Genomic DNA, 19,705 nt, shown 5'->3' with positions numbered 1-19,705 from the left:
GAAAAGCTAAAGTTAGTAAATTTGTAAAGACGCACCGCAGTGCGTCTTTAGATTCGTATAAAACATTTTAAAACCATAATCGAAAAAGATTATTCTGATTATTCTGCTGCTTATAAAAGCCGTTGCAAAAGAAGTTTTGAAGAAAATTAAATGAGTTTTTTTGCCACAGATTAAATGAATTAAAATGATTTTTTTAGTTTGCCACGACCCGAGCGATAGCGAACAGGCGAAGCAATTTCACTATTTACACTAATTCATTCTGGCTGAAAAAAATCCTAAAAATCTTTTTAATCTGTGGCTAAAAAATTCGAGCAATTCGTGTAATTTGTGGCAGAAAAATTTTTAGGGTTTTAAAACGAGATATTAGATGCACTGCGGTGCGTCTCTACTTTGCGACTTCTTTTATCAAATAAATATAAACGGGAAAATGATCACTAAATCCTGCTTCTGTAAGCGAATTTCGTAGTGGATAACCTTTATATTGTCCAGAAGTTTGAATAAGATACGGTTTGCTGAAAATACCTGCTTTCCAAAAATTATAAGTCAAAAAATCAGGTTGAATTAAGGATTGGGTCATGATAATTTGATCAAAAATGTTCCACGAATCACGATAAGCGATCGTTCCTAAACCCTTGTTAGCTAGTTCCTCAAACGGATTAAAAACTCCAAATTCTGCTACTTCAGCTTTTATGCCTTTAGCTCCTAACCCAGACTTTATACTTTTGTTCAATGGTCCGTCATTAAAATCTCCCATCGTCAAAACTTTGGCTTGCGGATTAATTTGTTGTAGTGAATCGATAATTTTTCGGTTTAATTTTCCTGCGGCTTCTCGAAAGAGACTTGTTGCTTTTTCTCCACCAGATCTCGACGGCCAGTGATTGACAATAATATGTATTTCTTCATCTTCTAAAAATCCTGAAACCAAAAGCTGATCTCGCGTAAAAACACGATTTTTATTTTCCTTTTTAACCTCAATTTCATCATCTAAAACTTCTTCTTCCTTTTTCGGAATTTCTTTTTTATAAATAATTAATGGAATATTTGAATAAGAAGTCGGCCTGAAATATTTTTTCTGATAAAGCAAAGCCACATCGATACCTCGTTTGTCTGGCGAATCGAAATGAATGATTCCTAAATCCAAAAACAAGAGTTTTGGCTCTTTAATTAAATCTTCTAAAACATTGCGATTTTCTATTTCTGCACCTCCAATTAAAGTTGGAGCATTTGTATTTTCTGGTGTTCCAATTTCAGAAATCACTCTGGCGATATTTCTCAATTTCTGCTGATATTTTTCTATTGTCCAATGCTGTGCTCCGTTTGGAGTCCATTCGTCATCATTTGTAAAAGCATCATCTTCAGTATCATAAAGATTTTCAAAATTGTAAAAAGCAACCGTGTGGATTTTATACTTTTTGGATTGCGATTGCGTTTGAAATGAAAAAAGAATAAGTAATAAAAAGTAGCTTCTAAAAAAGTGCATATATTTAGTATTTAAAAAACATTCAATATTACTCTTTTTTAATTAAATGTAAGAAAATTCAAATATATTTAAAATCTAAAATTTCTATATTTGTTTTTTCATATAAATGAAAGAAGCAAATGATGATCATGAAAAACCTATTAAACATTAAGAAACCGTCTATTATTTATCAGTTCGCATTTCTTATTTTTGCTTTACAATCATTCAACTGTCAATCTCAACAAAACATGATAACACCGCCTTACTTACAAAAAGGAGATACTGTAGCGCTTTTAGCAACAGCGCGAAAAAATATCGATGACAATTTAAAACCAACAATAGATTTATTGCACAGCTGGGGCCTAGAGGCTGTAATTGGCTCGACAATTGGATTAGATTATCATCAATTGGCTGGAACAGATGAACAAAGAGCTGCTGATTTTCAAAAACAATTAGACAATCCGAATATTAAAGCTATTTGGTGTGTTCGCGGTGGATATGGTACTGTTAGAATGTTAGATTTATTGGATTTTACGAAATTCAAACAGCATCCAAAATGGGTTATTGGTTTTAGCGACGTTACCGTTCTGCATAATCATTTAAATACGATGGGCTATAAATCTATTCACGGAATTATGCCGGTTACGGTTCCAAGAGCAACTCCAGATGCCGTAAGTTCTTTAAAAGCGGCGCTATTTAATGAACCTATTTCGTACTCGGTAAGTCCAACTCCTATGAATCGTTTGGGAAGCGCTACTGGCGAATTGGTGGGCGGAAATTTATCTATTTTATATAGTTTATTAGGATCTCCATCGGCAATTGACTGTAAGGATAAAATTTTATTTATAGAAGATTTAGACGAATATTTGTACCATATTGACCGTATGATGATGAACCTGAGACGCAACGGCTGCATTGAAAATCTCAAAGGAATTATCATTGGCGGAATGACAAGCATGAAAGACAATGAAGTGCCTTGGGGTAAAAATGCTTTAGAAATTATTGATGATGTAACCAAAAAATACAATATTCCCGTAATTTTCAATTTTCCAGCAGGCCATATTAGAGACAATAGAGCTTTAATTATGGGAAATACCGTTTCTATGGAAGTTACTGCTACTGGAAGCACGGTTACTTTTAAAAAATAATATTTCGTATTCCTTTTTTTAAGGAAGTTCAAAAATACCACATAAAATCTCGCAAAGACGCGAAGCCACAAAGTTTTATGCTTTTGTGTCTTCGCGTCTTTGCATGCAAAAAACTCAAACCCAATATAAGATTCAACAACTTGAAACTTGAAACTTGAAACTTTAAAGTAAAACCATGGCAGAGCACAATGATTTAGGAAAATTAGGCGAAGACCTTGCCGTCTCGCATCTTGAACAAAACGGATATACTATTCAACACAGAAATTACGTTTTTCAGAAAGCAGAAATAGATATCATTGCACAAAAAGATTCTATTTTAGCCATAATTGAGGTAAAGACCCGATCGAATTTAGATTTTGGTTCTCCGCAGGATTTTGTGAAGCCAAAAAAAATTCAATTACTTATAAAAGCAGTAAATGCCTACATAAACGATAGGGAAAAGGATTTTCAGGAAGATTTAGAAATCCGTTTTGATATCGTTGCCATCCATAAAGACAGGGAATCATTTGCAATTGAACATCTTACCGATGCTTTTTATCACTTTTAACATAATTTTTTATTGTTATAATTGTAACAATTTGTTTTTTTATTTATATTTGCAAAGAATTATAACATCGCAATGTTAAATTAACAACCAACTCAACTGTTACCAAAAAAAAAAAGAATTATGAAAACTGTTTCTTCTATTGTAGAAAACTACATTAAAACAAAACCATTTTTATTAAATGCTCTGTCGCTCGGAATTATTAACCTAACTTCACTTTCGCGAAATATTATGACCGAATTAGAAAGTGAGTTTGGAAAAGAAGTAAAACAAGGCGCTGTTGTAATGTCTTTAAAACGACTGACGGAAGAACTAGATTTTAAATTAAACCACAAAATCAATAAAGTAATTAAAAATATAGGTGAAATCACCGTTCGTTCTGAGCTTACAGATTACACTTTTGCAGCATCTGAAACTGTTTTAAACAAACAGGCAGATTTAATCTCAGACATTAATGCTTTATCTGATATTTTTTATACCTCATCGCGTGGCGTAAACGAAACCAATATCGTTGTCAGCAGCAGTGTAAATCATTTAGTTGAAAAACACTTTATGAGAGAAAAATTAATTCAGAAATTAGATAATTTAGCTTCTATTACAGTAAAACTACCAAAAGAAAATATCGTAGTTCCAGGTATTTACTACTTCATTTTCCAGCGTTTGGCTTGGGAAGGAATTATTATCAATGAGGTAATTTCGACTTCAAATGAATTTACGATTTTAGTTGGAGAAGATCAAGTTGATGTCGCTTTTAAAGTGATTAAAGACTTGAAAAACTAATTCAAAAAATACAGCTTTTAAAAATCAAATAAGAGTTTATAATACCAAAATCCTTTTGTCTTTTCCTATAAGATAAAAGGATTTTTCTTTTGAAATAAAGCCAGAAGACTAAAATTTCATATTTCGTAGATAAGAATATTCTCAAAAGTAAGATTCGGAATAAAAATTTATTTGGCAATAGCGTCAAAATAACACTTACTTGTAGAAAAGCCACTTCAGCGTGTTTTTTAAGTCATCATTACAAAAAACTAACAAAAAATCCGAATTAAGTTTTTTTAGATATAATTTGTTGCGAATAATATTTTTATATATTTGCGATGAAGTCAGATTCAGGACCTCTTATTTTGATAGCCTAATATCATTAGAATTAAATAAAAGCGATTAAAATTGTTAGAAGCTGCCAACCATAGTGAAAAATTATTGGTAAGTGAACTCAAAAAAGGAAACGAAAAAGCCTTTCGCCAGCTTTTTGATTTATTTCGCCAAGATATTTATGGATATAGCATTAGCCTTCTAAAATCGAAAGAAGCTGCAGAGGAAAATGTACAGGATGTTTTTTTGAAAGTTTGGCTTAATCGCGAAAGTTTAGATGTAGATCAGTCTTTTAAAGCCTACATTTTTACGATTGCCAGAAATCAGGCTTTTAATGTTTTGAATAAAGCGGCAAATGAAGTTATTTTGAAAGAAGCCGTTTTTTATGAAAGTCAGAAAACACATGAACACGGAGATTATGCTATTCGCGAAGCCGATTGCAAAAAACTCCGAAAACAAGCTATAAAACAGCTCCCGCCCAAACGACGGCAGATTTTTAAAATGTCGCGGAAAAAAGGAATGAGTTATGAAGAAATAAGCGAGGAACTCGGAATCTCGATAAACACGGTCCGGAACCAAATGAGTAAAGCGCTCGAATCGATGCGCGGTTTTTTTCAACTTCACGATGAAATTATCTAACCAAAACCACAATAATGCCCTTAAAAATCACTCTTCGGAGTGATTTTTTTGTTTTAAATTATACCAATCCGTCTTTTTTAAAATCATATATTTTAAACATAGCCCAAAACGTCTTGATCTGCGTGATTTGCTTTGCGTTCCAAGATTGAAACCATAGCCCACGGTTTCAACCGTGGGAAACGTATTGATTTGCACGATTTCAATTGCGTGATTTGCGTTGCGTGATTTGCGTTGCGTGATTTGCGTTGCGTGATTTGCGTTGCGTGATTTGCGTTGCGTGATTTGCGTTGCGTGATTTGCGTTGCGCTCCCACGGTTGAAACCGTGGGCTATGTTTTAATTTCTTTGCGTCGATCTTTGTCAAAGTTTAAAACTTTGACAAAGATTTCTATTTAATCAGAAAATTTTTTATTTACAAAAACCATTAAAAATCAACAAGTTAAATACATATCATTCGTTTCCAAATGTTAAAATTTAAAAATTTATAACGTTTGAGTAGTACTCAACTCCTTCTCAGCTGTATTATAGAAACACAGAACCCAAAAACATTCTTAATGAATTCAAATTCTGAAATAAAAACGCTTTTACAGAAGTTTATTTTAAATCAATGTACTGCTGAAGAAACAGAACAGGTTATTGCTTATTTCAGAAGCAATAAACTTACTGATGAATTTCCAACAGTAGAAGAAGTGAAAAAACTTTTGGGCGAAATGCCAAAAATGGAGGAACAGAAAGCCGATTCCATTTTTGACAGCATATTAGCTACAGCGAAAGAACAGGAAACAGTAATCGAATTACAACCTAGAAAATCAAACTACAGAAAATACATTTCTATTGCGGCTTCTGTTTTGGTTCTTCTTGGAGTTGGACTTGCCTACAAACAAGGTTTCTTCAGTAAATCTACTGAAGCAACTTTCGATTTTAAAAGCTCTGATATTGTTCTACAAATGGAAGACGGAAGTATTAAAGTTATTTCTGAAAACGGAAAAGTTCAAGTTCATGATAAAAACGGGAATATTATTGGGAACCAAGACGGCGATAAATTGGTTTATGAAAATCAAGCTGATTCTGATCAATTGGCTTACAACACGCTTAAAATTCCGTTTGGCAAAAAATTTCGTTTGCAATTATCAGACGGAACTATGGTTCATTTAAATTCTGGTACTACTCTAAAATATCCAGTAAAATTTATTGCTGGAGAAAATCGTCAGGTATATTTGGATGGCGAAGCTTTTTTTGATGTCGCAAAAGACAAGAAACATCCTTTTATTGTAAATGCCGACAACTTGAATGTACGCGTTTTAGGAACACACTTCAACGTTTCTAATTATCCTGAAGATGCCGCAACAGATGTTGTGCTTGTTGAAGGTTCTGTTGGTATGTACCGTTCTAATGAAGAATTTGATGCTGCAAAAAATACTATTCTGAAACCGGGTTACAAAGGAAGCTTTAATAAAGAAAATGCCTTTATTTCTGCAAAACCTGTTATTACAGAAATTTATACTTCTTGGATAAACGGAGGACTGACATTTAGAAATATGGCTTTCAAAAATATTATTACCAAACTAGAAAGACGCTATAACGTAACCATCATTAATAAAAACGAAAAACTGGCTAACGAGAAATTCAACGCCAGCTTTAAAGAAGAATCTATAGAAAATGTCATGAGTTATTTCAACGACATCCATGGCATAAATTATACTATCAAAAACAATCAAATACTAATTAAATAACCTCTTAAACCAAAGGAAAAATATGAGAATAAAAAAGTACTAGAATAAAAAAATCGGAAAGAGCTGCGAACAATTTCCGATTAACTAAGTGATTGAATATAACGAATTAACTACAATCAATTAACAAAATTATGAAAAAAAAATCTAAGAATAATGGGTTTCTATACTCATTGTTCCAAAATGACCTAAAATTGAAATTAACAACACTACTTATTTTGGTCGCCATGTTTAATATCAAAGCGAGTACTTATGCCCAAAAGACAAAAGTTACTCTTGATTTGAACAATTCAACCATCGAAAAGGTTATTGAGACCATTGAACAAAAAACAGATTTCAGATTTATTTACAAAATGAACGATGTCGATTTAGATCGTACAGTTTCAATTTCTGTAAAAGATCAGTCTATATATGTTGTTTTAGACAAAATTTTTAAAGGAACTCCAACCGAATTTAAAATTCGTGACACGCAGATTATCCTTAAAAAACCAGAGCTAAAAACGCAAGTAATCGAATTTCAAAAACAAACTGTTTCTGGTGTTATTACAGACGAAAACGGCCTGCCATTACCTGGTGCTTCGGTTATTGAAGAAGGTACAAAAAATGGAATGGTTACTGATTTTGACGGTAAATATAAACTTACTGTAGAAAGCAGCCAGTCTGTAATCATTGTTTCTTTTGTGGGATATAAGGAAAAAAGAGTGACTGCAAATCAACCTGTTATAAACATTCAGCTGCTTCCAGACGCAACTGACTTACAGGAAATTGTAGTAGTAGGATATGGAACTACAGCCAAAAAAGATGTAACTGGAGCGGTTTCTTCTATTGCTGCAAAAGATATGAATCAGGGAGCAATTGTAAATCCTTTGCAGTTGATCGCAGGAAAAGCTGCCGGAGTTAATATTACGCAGATAGGAAGTGAACCAGGTTCTGGACCAAGTGTTCGTATTAGAGGTATTGGCTCTTTAATTGGGGGAAACGATCCTTTGGTAGTAGTTGATGGGATTCAGGGAAACATGGATTTATTAAATCAGGTTCCGCCAAGCGAGATTGAGAGTATCGATGTTTTAAAAGATGCTTCTGCAACTGCCGTTTATGGTTCTAGAGGTGCGCCTGGTGTAATCATTGTTACGACTAAGAAAAACAAAGCCGGAAAAACTACGATAGAATATACAGGGTCAACTTCTGTTGATTTTATTCCAAAAAAACTGGATATGTTGAGTGCAGACCAATGGTGGGAAACAGGCCAGAAGTATGGTGTTCCAGCTTCTGCAAATCATGGTTCAAATACCAACTGGTATGGTCTTTTAACTGAAACTGGAATTACTCAGACTCATACCTTATCATTTGGCGGCGCAACGGATAAATTTAATTACAGAGCTTCTATAACAGCTATTACGCAGGATGGTGTGGTAATTAATTCAAGCAACCAAAAATATATTGGCCGCATTCAGGCGACACAATTGGCTTTAGACGATAAATTAAAATTGACTTTTAATTTAAACTCAGGAATAAATAATATTACAAGCAGTATTGGAAGTATTGGTACCGTTGCTTATACATCAAACTTAATTACAAATGCATTATTAGCAAGACCAACAGATCCTGTTTATAATACTGACGGAACTTATTTTACAGATCCTGCTGTATTTCATTACTTAAATCCTTATGCGGCTGCACAAGAGGTTACAAATGAAAGACAAGAAGATAATTTATTTGGAAGTTTAAAAGCTGATTTAGATTTAGGAAAAGGTTTTACAGCAAACTGGTTTGGAAGCTGGAGAAAGACCAATTATACAGCTGGATATTATATGCCAGCAGAATCAACAGACTTTAATGCGGTTGAACAACATGGTTTTGCCAATATTGACAATAAGAAACAAAACGAAAAATTAACCAATTTTAGTCTTACCTATAAAAAAACTTTCGGAATCCACAGCTTTAATGCATTGGCTTTATACGAATGGCAAAGTCAGACTTACCAAGGTAATTATACTCAGGCAAGAGGTTTTATCAGTGATGAAGCTACATATAATGCGCTTCAGTTTGGCGATTTGTCTAAAGTCAGAGCTGGAGATATCAGATCTTATAAAAATGACAGATCATTGGCTTCTTATTTAGCACGATTAAATTACTCTTTATTAGATCGTTATTTACTAACAGCTAGTATCAGACGTGATGGTTCATCTGTATTTGGTTCAAACAACAAATGGGGTAATTTCCCTTCAGCATCTGTTGCTTGGCAGATTAACAAAGAGTCTTTTATGATGAATCAGAATCTGTTTAGCGAATTAAAATTGCGTGCGGGTTATGGTGTAACAGGAAACCAGCAAGGACTTTATCCGCAGACTTCGCTTCCATTAGTTGACAGCGCAGGAAATATTTATTTTGGAGGATCGATCATTACCAATTTTGGTATTTCGCAAAATGCAAATGCTGACCTTAAATGGGAAACCAAAAAACAAACGAACATTGGACTTGATTTTGCTCTTTTAGACAATAGATTAAGAGGAAGCATCGATGTTTATGATTCTAGAACTGATAATCTTCTGTTTGACTATACAGTACCTCAGCCTCCTTATCCGTATAATAAAATCAAAGCCAATGTTGGAAGCATTTCTAACAAAGGTTTAGAAGTAGCATTGGCGTATGATGTTATTAGAACAGAAAACAGCACGCTGACGTTAGCAGGAAACATGTCTTTAATGAAAAACGAAGTTCTTAATTTAAGTGGAAGCATTAACGGAATTCCTTTAAATACAAACTTTGTAAACTGGGGAGCACCAAACTCATTACTAGTACAAGGAAAACCAATTGGTTCATTTTATATTTTAGAAAGTACTGGTACCAATAGTAATGGTGTCGAAACAGTAAAAGACCGCGATGGAGACGGTAAAATTGATCAGGGAGCTACAAGTCAAGATCGTTATTATGCAGGTTCTGCACTGCCAACTTACACTTTTGCCTTTAATCCGTCTTACCGATACAAAAACTTCGATGCTTCTATGTTAGTAAGAGGTTCTGGAGGAAATAAAATCTACAACAATCTTAATCAGCGATTAAGCATGTTAGAAAACACAGGTAGTTCTAATGTTTTGCAAAGCGCTGTTGACAGAGGAATTTTTTCTTCTCCATACGGATCTGATGCATGGTTAGAAGACGGTTCATTTGTACGTTTAGAAAATCTTACTGCTGGATATACTTTCCGCTTTACAGATAAATATGTAGACTCTGTACGTCTTTCTCTTACTGGAAATAATTTATTCTTAATTACAGATTACACAGGTGTTGATCCAGAATTGAACATAAGCGGAAGTGGTGACCCTAATGATAACTTCGGCGGCGATAAAGGAATTTATCCTCGTACCAGAAGTGTTGCGTTTGGTTTGACTGTAAAATTTAAATAGTACAAGAAATGAAAATTAAAAATATAGTATTAGCAGGAAGCGCATGTTTTCTGACACTTTTTAGCTGTACAGATATCAACGAAAATATATACGACAAATATCAGCCGGACAGCTTTTATGGAACTCCAGAAGGAGCAAATATTGCTCTGGCGAGCGTTTATGCTGAAATTCCGGGTGACTTTGAACGTAAAAATGTACCAGGCGTAGGTTATGCAGGAGCAGATAACGGCTGGTACGACATGAACTGTATGTCATCAGACGAGCAGGTAATTCCGCATAGAAATGACGGTAACTGGCAGCAAGATTTTGCCCGTCTGCACAAACACGAATGGCTTCCATCAGAATTTATCATCAACAATACCTGGAATTGGTTATACAAAGGTATTTTCAATGCTAACTTGGCAGTTGAATTATTAGAAAAAGGAAGTGCAGATCCTTCAAAAATTGCCGAAGCAAAAGTATTACGTGCTTTCTTTTATTATTTGCTAATTGATGATTTTGGAAATGTTCCTTTTTATACAGATAACAATATTACTGTTGACAAAATTCCACAGTCAAGCCGTAAAGAAGTTTTCGATTTCATCGTAAAAGAACTGACAGAAAATGTAGAATTACTTGCCGTGACAAAAGGCGGTAATTATTATGGAAGATTCAATAAATGGGCGGGTTATACTTTGCTAGCAAAAGTGTATTTAAATGCAGAAGTATATACAGGAGAAGCAAAATGGAATGAGTGTTTAGCTGCTTGTAACAAAGTAGGCGAAGGCGGTTTTTCATTGCATTCAGGAGAAGCAAACGATGCAAGTCCGTTAGGAAATAAATATTATGAATTATTTGGAGACGTACTTCCAGATGACGAAACGATCTTGCCAATTTTCGCAACTCTAGATGTTGTTTCTCGTAATGTGTATGCAGTTCGCAGTGTATACGGGCCTCAAGGTACAAATATGTTTGGATTAAGCGGTTGGAACGGAACTATAGTTCCAAAAGACTTCTTCTTGAAATATGCCGTAAACGATGTTCGAAGAAAGCAATTTTTGTTTGGAGAACAGCCAGGAGGATTTAATTATACATTAGAAGTTGCTTCGTTAGACAATCCTGGAGCAGCGCCGCAAGCAGGAGTTCGTAATGTGAAATTTTATCCTGCAGGTGTAAAAAGCGGAGGAGGAGCTTCAAACGACTTCCCTATTTTTAGATATGCTGATGTAATTTTAATGATAGCAGAATGTAATGCACGCTTAGGAAATCCTGCTGCTGCAAAACCTTTTGTAGATCAGATTAGACAGCGTGCAGGCTTAGATGCTTTAGACCACAATCCTACTCTTGATGATATTTACAACGAAAGAGGATTTGAATTAAGCTGGGAAGGCCACAGAAGACAGGATATGATTCGTTTTGATAAATTTTTATTGGCAAACGAATTCAGACCAGCGTCTCCAGCTTTCAGAAAATTGTTCCCAATCCCAACATCTGCTTTAGATGCAAATCGTGGACTTAAACAAAATCCAGGTTACTAAAAACAAAAACTATTATGAAAAAATATATTAATAAATTATTCGTATTAGGCAGTTTGCTTTTTTTAGCAACTTCCTGCGAAACCGAAGGACAATTAACAACCTTAGCGACTGTCACTTTTCCTTCTGCAATTGAAGCATCAGCGAGTACAATAGTTCTTAAAGAAGATGTTTCAGATCAACCAGCTTTGCTTGTTTCATGGCCAAAGGTAACCTATCCTATTAGTGCGCCTGTGAGTTACGCCATACAATTTGATTTAACTACAGACATTAAAGGAAGTGAAGCGTGGCAGAAAGCCAAAAGAATTGATGCTGGACAAGATGTTTTGAGCAAATCATTTACGGGTGCCGAATTAAATAAAATTGCCACAGATTTAGGTCTAAAACCTGATGTAGCTGGTGAATTAGTAATTCGCGTAGAATCTACTATGGACCATAGAGTTTATTCAGATCCTATTGTAATAACAGTTACACCTTACCTGAAAACGGTAGTTATGGGCGAAATCTATATGCCAGGAAGTTATCAGGGATGGGCCGTGGAAACTGCTGCCGCATTAAATGAAATTCAATTAGGAGTCTATCAAGGTTATATGACTTTACCAGAAGGTGCAGGTCCTGGGTTTAAATTAAACAAAGGAAGAAACTGGGCACAATTCTATGGTGCAGGTGACACAAATGCTGATTTAAAAAATATGAGCGACACTGATTTTGTACTTCCTGAAGCAGGTTCGTATCAAATAAAAGTAAATTTAAATACTTTAAAATGGAGCTCAACTCCTTATGCATGGGGAATCGTTGGAACTTCTCAAGTCGGAGGATGGGATAATAGCACGCCTATGAGCTACGATCATCAAACCAAAACATGGAAAGTTACAGCCAATTTAACAGCAGGAGCTTTAAAATTTAGGCTAAACAATAGCTGGACTATCAATTATGGACCAGCAGATCCTTCTACAAATACCATTAATTTAGATAATGGAGGTGCTTATGACATTGCCGAAGCTGGAGTTTACGAAGTAACTTTTAAGATTGATGAAAAAGATCCACTAAGTAACGGTTACCCAAAAACTGCAACTTGTACGATAGTTAAAAAATAATCTAACAATGTAATAAAAGCTAGATTAGTTTTGAGTGATACCTGCCTTTTTGAGCGAAGGCAGGTTATTTTAACCTCTAAATTTTATTACATCCAAATTCAATAATTATGAAATTTAATATAAAATTCGTTTACGGATTAGTACTTGCATTAGCCTTTATGTCATGCAGTTCTTCTGATGATGATAACAAAACACCAGAATCTCCGTATACCCAATTCGGTGCTCCTTTTGATAAAATGCCGAAAAAAGAAGATGCAATTATTTATCAGGTAAATATTCGCGCTTTTAGTCAGGCTGGAACTTTAAAAGGTGTTCAAGAAAGATTGACTCAGATTCAGGAATTGGGCGCCAATGTCATTTACCTAATGCCAATTTACCCTGTCGGGAAAGAAAGAGCCTCTGGCGAATTAGGTTCTCCGTACGCAGTAAAAGATTATAAAGCTGTAAATCCAGATTTCGGAACTTTACAAGATCTTCAGACTTTAGTTGAAGAAGCGCATAAAAAAAACATGGCGGTGGTTTTAGACTGGGTTGCCAATCACACTGCTTGGGATAATGCGTGGATTACACAACACAAAGATTGGTATCAGCAGGATGCAAGCGGAAATATTATCATTCCGCCAGGAACCAATTATAATGATGTGGCTCAGTTAAACTTCGAAAATAATGAAATGAAAGATGCCATGATCGATGCGATGTCTTATTGGGTTTACAATGCCAACATCGATGGTTTCAGATGTGATTATGCTGATTTTGTTCCAAATAATTTCTGGACTGATGCTATTTCAAAATTGAGAAAAATCAAAAAAAATCAAGAGATTTTAATGTTGGCTGAAGGTTCAAAATTCAATCACTTTGCATCAGGATTTGATTATACTTTTGGTTTTAATTTCTTCTCGACTTTAGAACAGCTTTTCAAAGAAAATAAATCGGCTACAACTATTCAGAGCTCTAATACAACTGAATATGCAAATGTTTACGATCCATCAAACAAAGTTGTTCGCTACACTAGCAATCATGACGTAAACCTTTCTGAAGGAACTCCGTTAGAGCTTTTTGGAGGTAAAAAAGGATCAATTGCAACGTTTGTAGTCGCTGCCTATTTAAAATCTGTACCCATGATTTACAACGGTCAGGAAATTGGCTACAACAAAAGATTAAATTATTTTGCTAAAACACCTATTGACTGGTCAACCGCAGATAACGAAATGTTTGCTGAATACAAAAAAATCATTGCTTTCAGAAACACAAGTAACGCTATTAAAAGAGGAGAATTTACCGGTTACAGCAGCGATGCCGTTAGTGCTTTTACTATGATAAAAGATTCTGAAAAGGTTTTTGTGCTTTCTAATTTAACTGACTCTACTGTAAAACAGCTTATTCCATCAACATTAAAAGGAAACTGGAAAGATGCATTTACAGGTGCTGCAGTAACAGTTGGAACAGATGTAACCTTACAGCCTTTTCAATATTTAGTGTTGAAAAATTAATACCTAAAGCAACTTTAAAATCTAAATTTGCACAAAACTAAATAAACATGAATTTTCAATCCCAAAAATCATTGCTTCAAATGCGTTTGAGCAAAAAAACTGCGCTTTTATTTTTTGTATTTCTAAGTACATTTTGGCTTCAGGCACAAGAAATAACTTCGCCAGACAAAAATCTTTCTTTAAAATTTGAATTAAAAGAAGGCGGAATTCCGTCTTACCAATTATCATACAAACAGAAACCAGTTATTAAACCAAGTACATTAGGTTTAGAACTAAAAAACAACGCTTCGTTTATGGATGGTTTTTCCATTACAAATACATCGCAAAATTCTGTTGATGAAAATTGGAATCCGGTTTTAGGGGAAGAAAAAACAATTCGCAATCATTACAACGAATTGGTTGTCACTTTAGCACAAGCGAAAAACAACAATAGATTTATCCGTCTTCGTTTTCGTTTATTCAACGACGGATTGGGATTTAGATATGAATTTCCTAAACAAAATGACCTTAGTTATTTCGTAATTAAAGAAGAGCGCACAGAGTTTCAATTGGCTGGAAATCATAAAATTTTCTGGATTCCAGGGGATTATGACACCAATGAATATGCGTATACGACTTCGAAGATTTCAGAAATTCCTTCGTTGATGAAAAAAGCAACGATCGAAATCAATGCGCAACAGCCAATAAAAGAATTGTCTGTGCAAACGCCTTCAATGATGAAATCGGATGATGGTTTGTACATCAACATTCACGAAGCAGGATTAATCAATTATCCAGCAATGTATTTAGAAGTTGATGCTAAAACCAATAAAATGGTAAGTCATTTGGCTCCAGATGCAGTTGGAAACAAAGGTTATATGCAGACAGATGCACAGACTCCGTGGAGAACGATTGTAGTAAGCGACAAAGCAACCGATATTCTGGCTTCTAAATTGATACTGAATTTAAATGACCCAACTTCATACAAAGATGTTTCTTGGATTAAACCAGTAAAATACATCGGAATTTGGTGGGAATATTTCGTTGCCGGAAGAAGCACTTGGGCTTTTGGAAAAGAAAACAATGTTAAACTAACGGATGATTTTACCAAATTGACTCCAAACGGAAAACACGGTGCTACAACAGAACGTGCTAAAGAGTACATTGATTTTGCTTCTAAAAATGGTTTTGATGCGATTTTGATCGAAGGTTGGAACATTGGCTGGGAAGACTGGATTGGAAATTGGAAAGAAGAGGTTTTCGATTTCGTAACTCCTTATCCTGATTTTGATGTAAAAGCAGTTCATGCTTACGCTGCCTCCAAAGGCGTAAAAATTATCATGCACCACGAAACTTCAGGATCGGCTACGAATTACGAACGCCGTTTGGATCGTGCTTTTCAATTTATGAATGACAACGGTTATGATGCCGTAAAAACAGGTTATGTAGGACAAATTATTCCACGTGGCGAACATCATGACGGACAATGGATGGTCAATCATTACATTAACGTTGCGAGACGTGCTGCAGATTATAAAATTATGATTAACAGTCACGAAGCTGTTCGTCCAACGGGATTAAATCGAACTTTTCCAAACTGGATTGCTCAGGAATCAGCGCGCGGTACCGAGTTTGAATCTATGGGAGGATTAGCACCAGATCACACGACAATTTTGCCTTTTACCCGTTTAATGGGAGGTCCAATGGATTATACACCGGGAATTTTCCAGACCGATCTTTCGTATTACGGAACAGGAAGTTCACAACGAGTAAACACCACTTTAGTAAAACAATTGGCTTATTATGTTACCATGTACAGTCCGTTGCAAATGGCTGCAGATATTCCAGGAAATTATGAGCGTTTTCCAGATGCATTTCAGTTCATTAAAGATGTGGCGGTAGATTGGGATAACAGTTATATTCTGGAAGCTGAACCTGGTGATTACATTACAATTGCCAGAAAAGCAAAAGGTAAAAACGAATGGTTTATTGGCGGAATTACAGATGAAAATGCAAGAACAGCCAATATTTCTTTTGATTATTTGCCAGCAGGAAAAAGTTTCGTAGCCACTATTTACGCTGATGCGAAAGAAGCAGACTGGAAACAAAATCCGCAGAAATATACTGTTACTAAAGTTGTCGTAAACTCAAAAAGCAAATTGAAGCAATATTTAGCTCCGGGCGGTGGTGTTGCCATCAGCATCAAAGAAGGAACTGCTTCAGATTTAAAAGGATTGAAAAAATTATAGATTATCAAGTTTTTTTCGCCACGAATTACACGAATGCCACGAATTAAAGCACAATTAAAATTAGTGCAATTCGTGTAATTCGTGGCAGAAAACTATTGCCTAAATTTTAGGCAGAAAATTAAAAACTTACTATTGAAAACTATTAACCACAAAATGTTTGTCGAATTTAAATACAATGCGAGTGAGAATGAATTTTAGTTAGAAATGCCGACAAGCATGCAAAAAACTATTATTATGAAAATCAACATTACCCCTAGGTTATTTCATTTTACGAAAGCACTATTTTGTTTTCTGTTATTATTTGCAACTTCCCTTTACGCACAAGATCCCGCGCAGTACGGAACACCATTTGCGGGCGTTCCCGATACGCGAGATATAAACATGTATCAAGTGCACATTCGTCCGTTTAGTGCCAACGGAAATTTAGCCGGAGTAACCGCCCGATTAGACAATATAAAAGCGCTCGGCACCAATGTGATTTATTTAATGCCGATTTTCCCCCACGGAACCGATTCTCGAAGTTCCCCTTCACCTTATTGCATCAAAGATTTTAAAGCCGTTGGTTCAGAATATGGTTCGCTAGCAGATTTAAGAACTTTAGTTGACGGCGCTCACAGCCGCGGAATGGCCGTTATTTTGGACATTGCCATCAACGGAACTTCTTGGGATCATGGCTGGACTGTTTCGCATCCTGAATATTATAAACGAAGCGGGACAACAATTCAGCAATTAGGAAACTTCTCAGATATTGCAGCGCTCGATCTTAACAATTCGGCAACTAGAAATGCAATCAAAGACGCTATGCGTTACTGGATTTTCGCTGCCAATATTGACGGTTACCGTTGCGATTATGCTAACAATCCGCCTTTAGATTTTTGGTCTGAAGTGAATTCAAACCTTAGAAGTATATCTTCTCATAATTTATTAATGTTAGCCGAAGGTGACAGACAAGAGAATTTTCAGGTTGGTTTTGATATGAATTATGGCGACCGTTGGTTTCACAGCGGTTTATATGATGTTGCTAACGGCGGACCTGTTTCTCAAAGACTTCAGGATCAAACAACTTACGAATATGCTAAAGCAACCGGAAATCAGCAAATTGTTAGATACACGGGTAATCATGATACGTACACCAATGACGATGGCGTAAGAAGGCCAATCATACCATTTAAAAACCATAACGGAATTGTAGCCAACTTTCTCGTTTCGGCCTATATGAAAGGAGTTCCTTTCTTAATGAGCGGACAGGAAATCGACTACGAACCCAAAACCGATTGGCCTTGGCAGAATTTCAAATTCAACTGGTCACAAAACCCAACCGCTGCCGCCGATTTTGCTAAAATTCTAAATTTCAGAACTTCAAGCGCAGCCATCAGACGCGGTGATTTGACTACTTATGCAAATGACGACATCAGTATTTTTACCAAAACATTAGGTACAGAAAAAGTAATCGTAATGTCGAATTTGAGAAATGCTTCTAAGTCTTATGTAATTCCAGCAGCTTTGGCGGGAACTTATGTAAATCCGTATAACAATAATGCTTCGGTGACTTTGACTACGGGGACTACAAGAACTTTTGCAGCTTATGAATATTTAGTTTTAACTAACACCAATGCACCAGTTGTAGCGGTTACAGGAGTTTCTGTTAGTCCGACAACGGCAACTGTTGGTTTAGGAACAACACAGCAATTAAACGCAACAATTGCTCCAGCAAATGCAACCAATCAAAACGTCACTTGGACATCAAGCAATACCGCAGTTGCAACTGTAAACGCTTCTGGATTGGTTACAGCTGTCTCGGCAGGAACAGCAACGATTACGGTAAAAACAGTTGACGGAAACAAAACAGCAACCTCAGCTATAACAGTTTCTACAATTCCCGTTTCTTCTGTAGCGGTTTCTCCAACTTCTGCAAGTTTGTATTCAGGAAATACACAACAGCTTACAGCGACTGTTTTGCCGACAAATGCAACGAATAAAAATGTTACTTGGTCATCTAGCAATACTGCTGTTGCAACAGTAAACAGTTCTGGTTTGGTGACGGCAGTGGCGGCAGGAACGGCAAGTATTACAACCACAACCCAAGACGGAAACAAAACAGCTTCGGCAACAATTACTGTTAATCCGAATACTAATTTTACTGTTTATTTCTACAAACCATCAAACTGGGGAACTGGAATCAAAATTTATCATTGGAGTGCTTTACCTGCAGGCGTTTTAGCAGATGCTTCTTGGCCTGGCGTAAATATGTCCAATGCTGGAAATGGCTGGTACAGTTATACGTTTACAAACGTAACTTCAACGAATTTAATTTTTAATGACGGAACCAACCAAACTGCTGATTTAAGCCGAAATAAAACGGGCTGGTACATGAATGGCGCTTGGTACGATTCTAATCCTGGAACTGGTATTGCGGTTACAAGCGTAAGTTTAAGTCCGTCTACGGCATCTTTAAATGTGGGTGGAACGCAACAGCTTACACCTACTGTACTTCCTTCAAATGCTACAAACAAATCAGTAACGTACAGTTCAAATAATACTGCTGTAGCAACTGTAAATGCTTCTGGTTTAATTACCGCTGTCGCAAATGGAACAGCCACAATTACCGTAACAACTGTTGACGGAAGCAAAACAAATACTTGCTTAGTTACAGTTACAACAGCTTCAGGCGGAGGAAATTATTATACGATCAAAAACAGATGGACAGGTGCTTATTTATCTGATGCCGGAACTAATGTTGGTTACGGGACTACCGTTTCTGGAAACAATTACAAATGGCAGAAAATAGCAATTGACGCCACTTATTTTGTATTGAAAAATGTAGCAACAGGTGAATTAATTAATATTGAAGGACAAACGGGATCTGTACAATGTAATATTACTGACACCACTTTCTGGAGTGCACAATGGTCTAGCGATTATATCGACGGAACTTGGACAAGATTGAGAAACAGATGGCAGTCTGGAAATATTATTCATGTCGAAAACCAAACAGGATCTGCTCAATACGGAAATTCGCAAGACGGCTGGTACAGCGCGCAATGGCAATTGGAACCAACAACTGTTGGAACATCAAAAATGGCACTTAATGTTGAAGAAGCTCCTGCAGCTGAACCTGTAATTGGCATTTACCCAAATCCTTCTACAGGAAATGAATTTAATATTGTAATGCCTGCATTAACAAACGGAGATGCCGAAGTTTTTGTTTCTGATTTGAATGGGAGAACTCTTTTAAACCAAAGACTTTCTTCTTCAGGACAAGTTAATCATCATCTATCTACAGGAATTTATATTGTAAATATCGTTTCTAAAGATTTTAATGTGACTAAAAAACTGATTGTGAAATAATATTTTTTTT

General features: G+C 35.7%; 13 protein-coding genes. 11 read left to right on the top strand and 2 right to left on the bottom strand.

All coding sequences use genetic code 11. The annotated features are described in order from the left end of the window. Positions 1-385 precede the first annotated feature (385 nt). A complete protein-coding gene (locus AC3E9W_RS03450) occupies positions 386-1,480 on the bottom strand; it encodes an endonuclease/exonuclease/phosphatase family protein (RefSeq protein ID WP_488766892.1) in 1,095 nt (364 codons plus the stop codon). A gap of 227 nt (positions 1,481-1,707) precedes the next feature. On the opposite strand from AC3E9W_RS03450, the gene AC3E9W_RS03445 reads away from it, so the two are divergent. From AC3E9W_RS03445 to AC3E9W_RS03430, 4 genes are all read left to right on the top strand, one after another. Beyond that, positions 1,708-2,607, top strand: a complete 900-nt coding sequence (locus tag AC3E9W_RS03445) for a S66 peptidase family protein (RefSeq protein ID WP_488767295.1) — start codon at positions 1,708-1,710, stop codon at positions 2,605-2,607. 175 nt (positions 2,608-2,782) lie between these two features. Further along, a complete protein-coding gene (locus tag AC3E9W_RS03440) occupies positions 2,783-3,154 on the top strand; it encodes a YraN family protein (protein ID WP_456891295.1) in 372 nt (123 codons plus the stop codon). A 120-nt stretch (positions 3,155-3,274) separates the two neighbouring features. Further along, positions 3,275-3,931, top strand: a complete 657-nt coding sequence (locus tag AC3E9W_RS03435; RefSeq protein ID WP_008466087.1) for a hypothetical protein — start codon at positions 3,275-3,277, stop codon at positions 3,929-3,931. A gap of 387 nt (positions 3,932-4,318) precedes the next feature. Then, the gene (locus AC3E9W_RS03430) at positions 4,319-4,882 is read left to right on the top strand and encodes an RNA polymerase sigma factor (RefSeq protein ID WP_306154536.1); all 564 of its coding nucleotides are present in this window, start codon (positions 4,319-4,321) and stop codon (positions 4,880-4,882) included. A 27-nt stretch (positions 4,883-4,909) separates the two neighbouring features. Here the strand turns inward: AC3E9W_RS03430 and AC3E9W_RS03425 are convergent, their stop codons facing one another. After that, positions 4,910-5,245: a hypothetical protein gene (locus tag AC3E9W_RS03425; RefSeq protein WP_488766891.1), complete on the bottom strand. Its 336-nt coding sequence runs from the start codon at positions 5,243-5,245 to the stop codon at positions 4,910-4,912. 190 nt (positions 5,246-5,435) lie between these two features. Here AC3E9W_RS03425 and AC3E9W_RS03420 point away from each other — a divergent pair, with 190 nt between their 5' ends. The 7 genes from AC3E9W_RS03420 to AC3E9W_RS03390 all read left to right on the top strand — a co-directional run bounded on the left by AC3E9W_RS03420 (position 5,436) and on the right by AC3E9W_RS03390 (position 19,695). Continuing rightward, entirely contained in the window at positions 5,436-6,614 is a 1,179-nt protein-coding gene (locus AC3E9W_RS03420) for a FecR family protein (RefSeq protein WP_488766890.1), read from the top strand. Positions 6,615-6,805: 191 nt separating this feature from the next. Beyond that, positions 6,806-10,018, top strand: a complete 3,213-nt coding sequence (locus AC3E9W_RS03415; protein WP_488766888.1) for a TonB-dependent receptor — start codon at positions 6,806-6,808, stop codon at positions 10,016-10,018. Between the two features lie 8 nt (positions 10,019-10,026). After that, entirely contained in the window at positions 10,027-11,535 is a 1,509-nt protein-coding gene (locus AC3E9W_RS03410) for a RagB/SusD family nutrient uptake outer membrane protein (protein ID WP_488766887.1), read from the top strand. Between the two features lie 14 nt (positions 11,536-11,549). Next, positions 11,550-12,629 carry a SusE domain-containing protein gene (locus AC3E9W_RS03405; protein ID WP_488766886.1) on the top strand — a complete coding sequence of 360 codons (1,080 nt, stop codon included), beginning with the start codon at positions 11,550-11,552 and terminating at the stop codon, positions 12,627-12,629. Positions 12,630-12,736: 107 nt separating this feature from the next. Further along, positions 12,737-14,119, top strand: coding sequence for an alpha-amylase family glycosyl hydrolase (locus AC3E9W_RS03400; protein ID WP_488766885.1), 1,383 nt, complete (start codon positions 12,737-12,739; stop codon positions 14,117-14,119). Positions 14,120-14,199: 80 nt separating this feature from the next. Then, positions 14,200-16,347, top strand: a complete 2,148-nt coding sequence (locus AC3E9W_RS03395; RefSeq protein ID WP_488767293.1) for a glycoside hydrolase family 97 protein — start codon at positions 14,200-14,202, stop codon at positions 16,345-16,347. Positions 16,348-16,581: 234 nt separating this feature from the next. Beyond that, positions 16,582-19,695, top strand: a complete 3,114-nt coding sequence (locus AC3E9W_RS03390) for an Ig-like domain-containing protein (protein ID WP_488766883.1) — start codon at positions 16,582-16,584, stop codon at positions 19,693-19,695. The last annotated feature ends 10 nt before the right edge of the window (positions 19,696-19,705 follow it).

The organism is Flavobacterium sp. 38, from assembly GCF_057799715.1.
The sequence above is the reverse complement of the archived record's forward strand: the minus strand, read 5'-3'. Positions and strand labels throughout refer to the sequence as shown.

What these genes read in the sequence shown, in the direction of transcription:
- AC3E9W_RS03450 (WP_488766892.1), bottom strand. Translation starts at nt 1,480, where the DNA reads ATGCACTTTTTTAGAAGCTACTTTTTATTACTTATTCTTTTTTCATTT.
- AC3E9W_RS03410 (WP_488766887.1), top strand. Translation starts at nt 10,027, where the DNA reads ATGAAAATTAAAAATATAGTATTAGCAGGAAGCGCATGTTTTCTGACA.
- AC3E9W_RS03435 (WP_008466087.1), top strand. Translation starts at nt 3,275, where the DNA reads ATGAAAACTGTTTCTTCTATTGTAGAAAACTACATTAAAACAAAACCA.
- AC3E9W_RS03390 (WP_488766883.1), top strand. Translation starts at nt 16,582, where the DNA reads ATGAAAATCAACATTACCCCTAGGTTATTTCATTTTACGAAAGCACTA.
- AC3E9W_RS03395 (WP_488767293.1), top strand. Translation starts at nt 14,200, where the DNA reads ATGCGTTTGAGCAAAAAAACTGCGCTTTTATTTTTTGTATTTCTAAGT.
- AC3E9W_RS03445 (WP_488767295.1), top strand. Translation starts at nt 1,708, where the DNA reads ATGATAACACCGCCTTACTTACAAAAAGGAGATACTGTAGCGCTTTTA.
- AC3E9W_RS03420 (WP_488766890.1), top strand. Translation starts at nt 5,436, where the DNA reads ATGAATTCAAATTCTGAAATAAAAACGCTTTTACAGAAGTTTATTTTA.
- AC3E9W_RS03405 (WP_488766886.1), top strand. Translation starts at nt 11,550, where the DNA reads ATGAAAAAATATATTAATAAATTATTCGTATTAGGCAGTTTGCTTTTT.
- AC3E9W_RS03400 (WP_488766885.1), top strand. Translation starts at nt 12,737, where the DNA reads ATGAAATTTAATATAAAATTCGTTTACGGATTAGTACTTGCATTAGCC.
- AC3E9W_RS03440 (WP_456891295.1), top strand. Translation starts at nt 2,783, where the DNA reads ATGGCAGAGCACAATGATTTAGGAAAATTAGGCGAAGACCTTGCCGTC.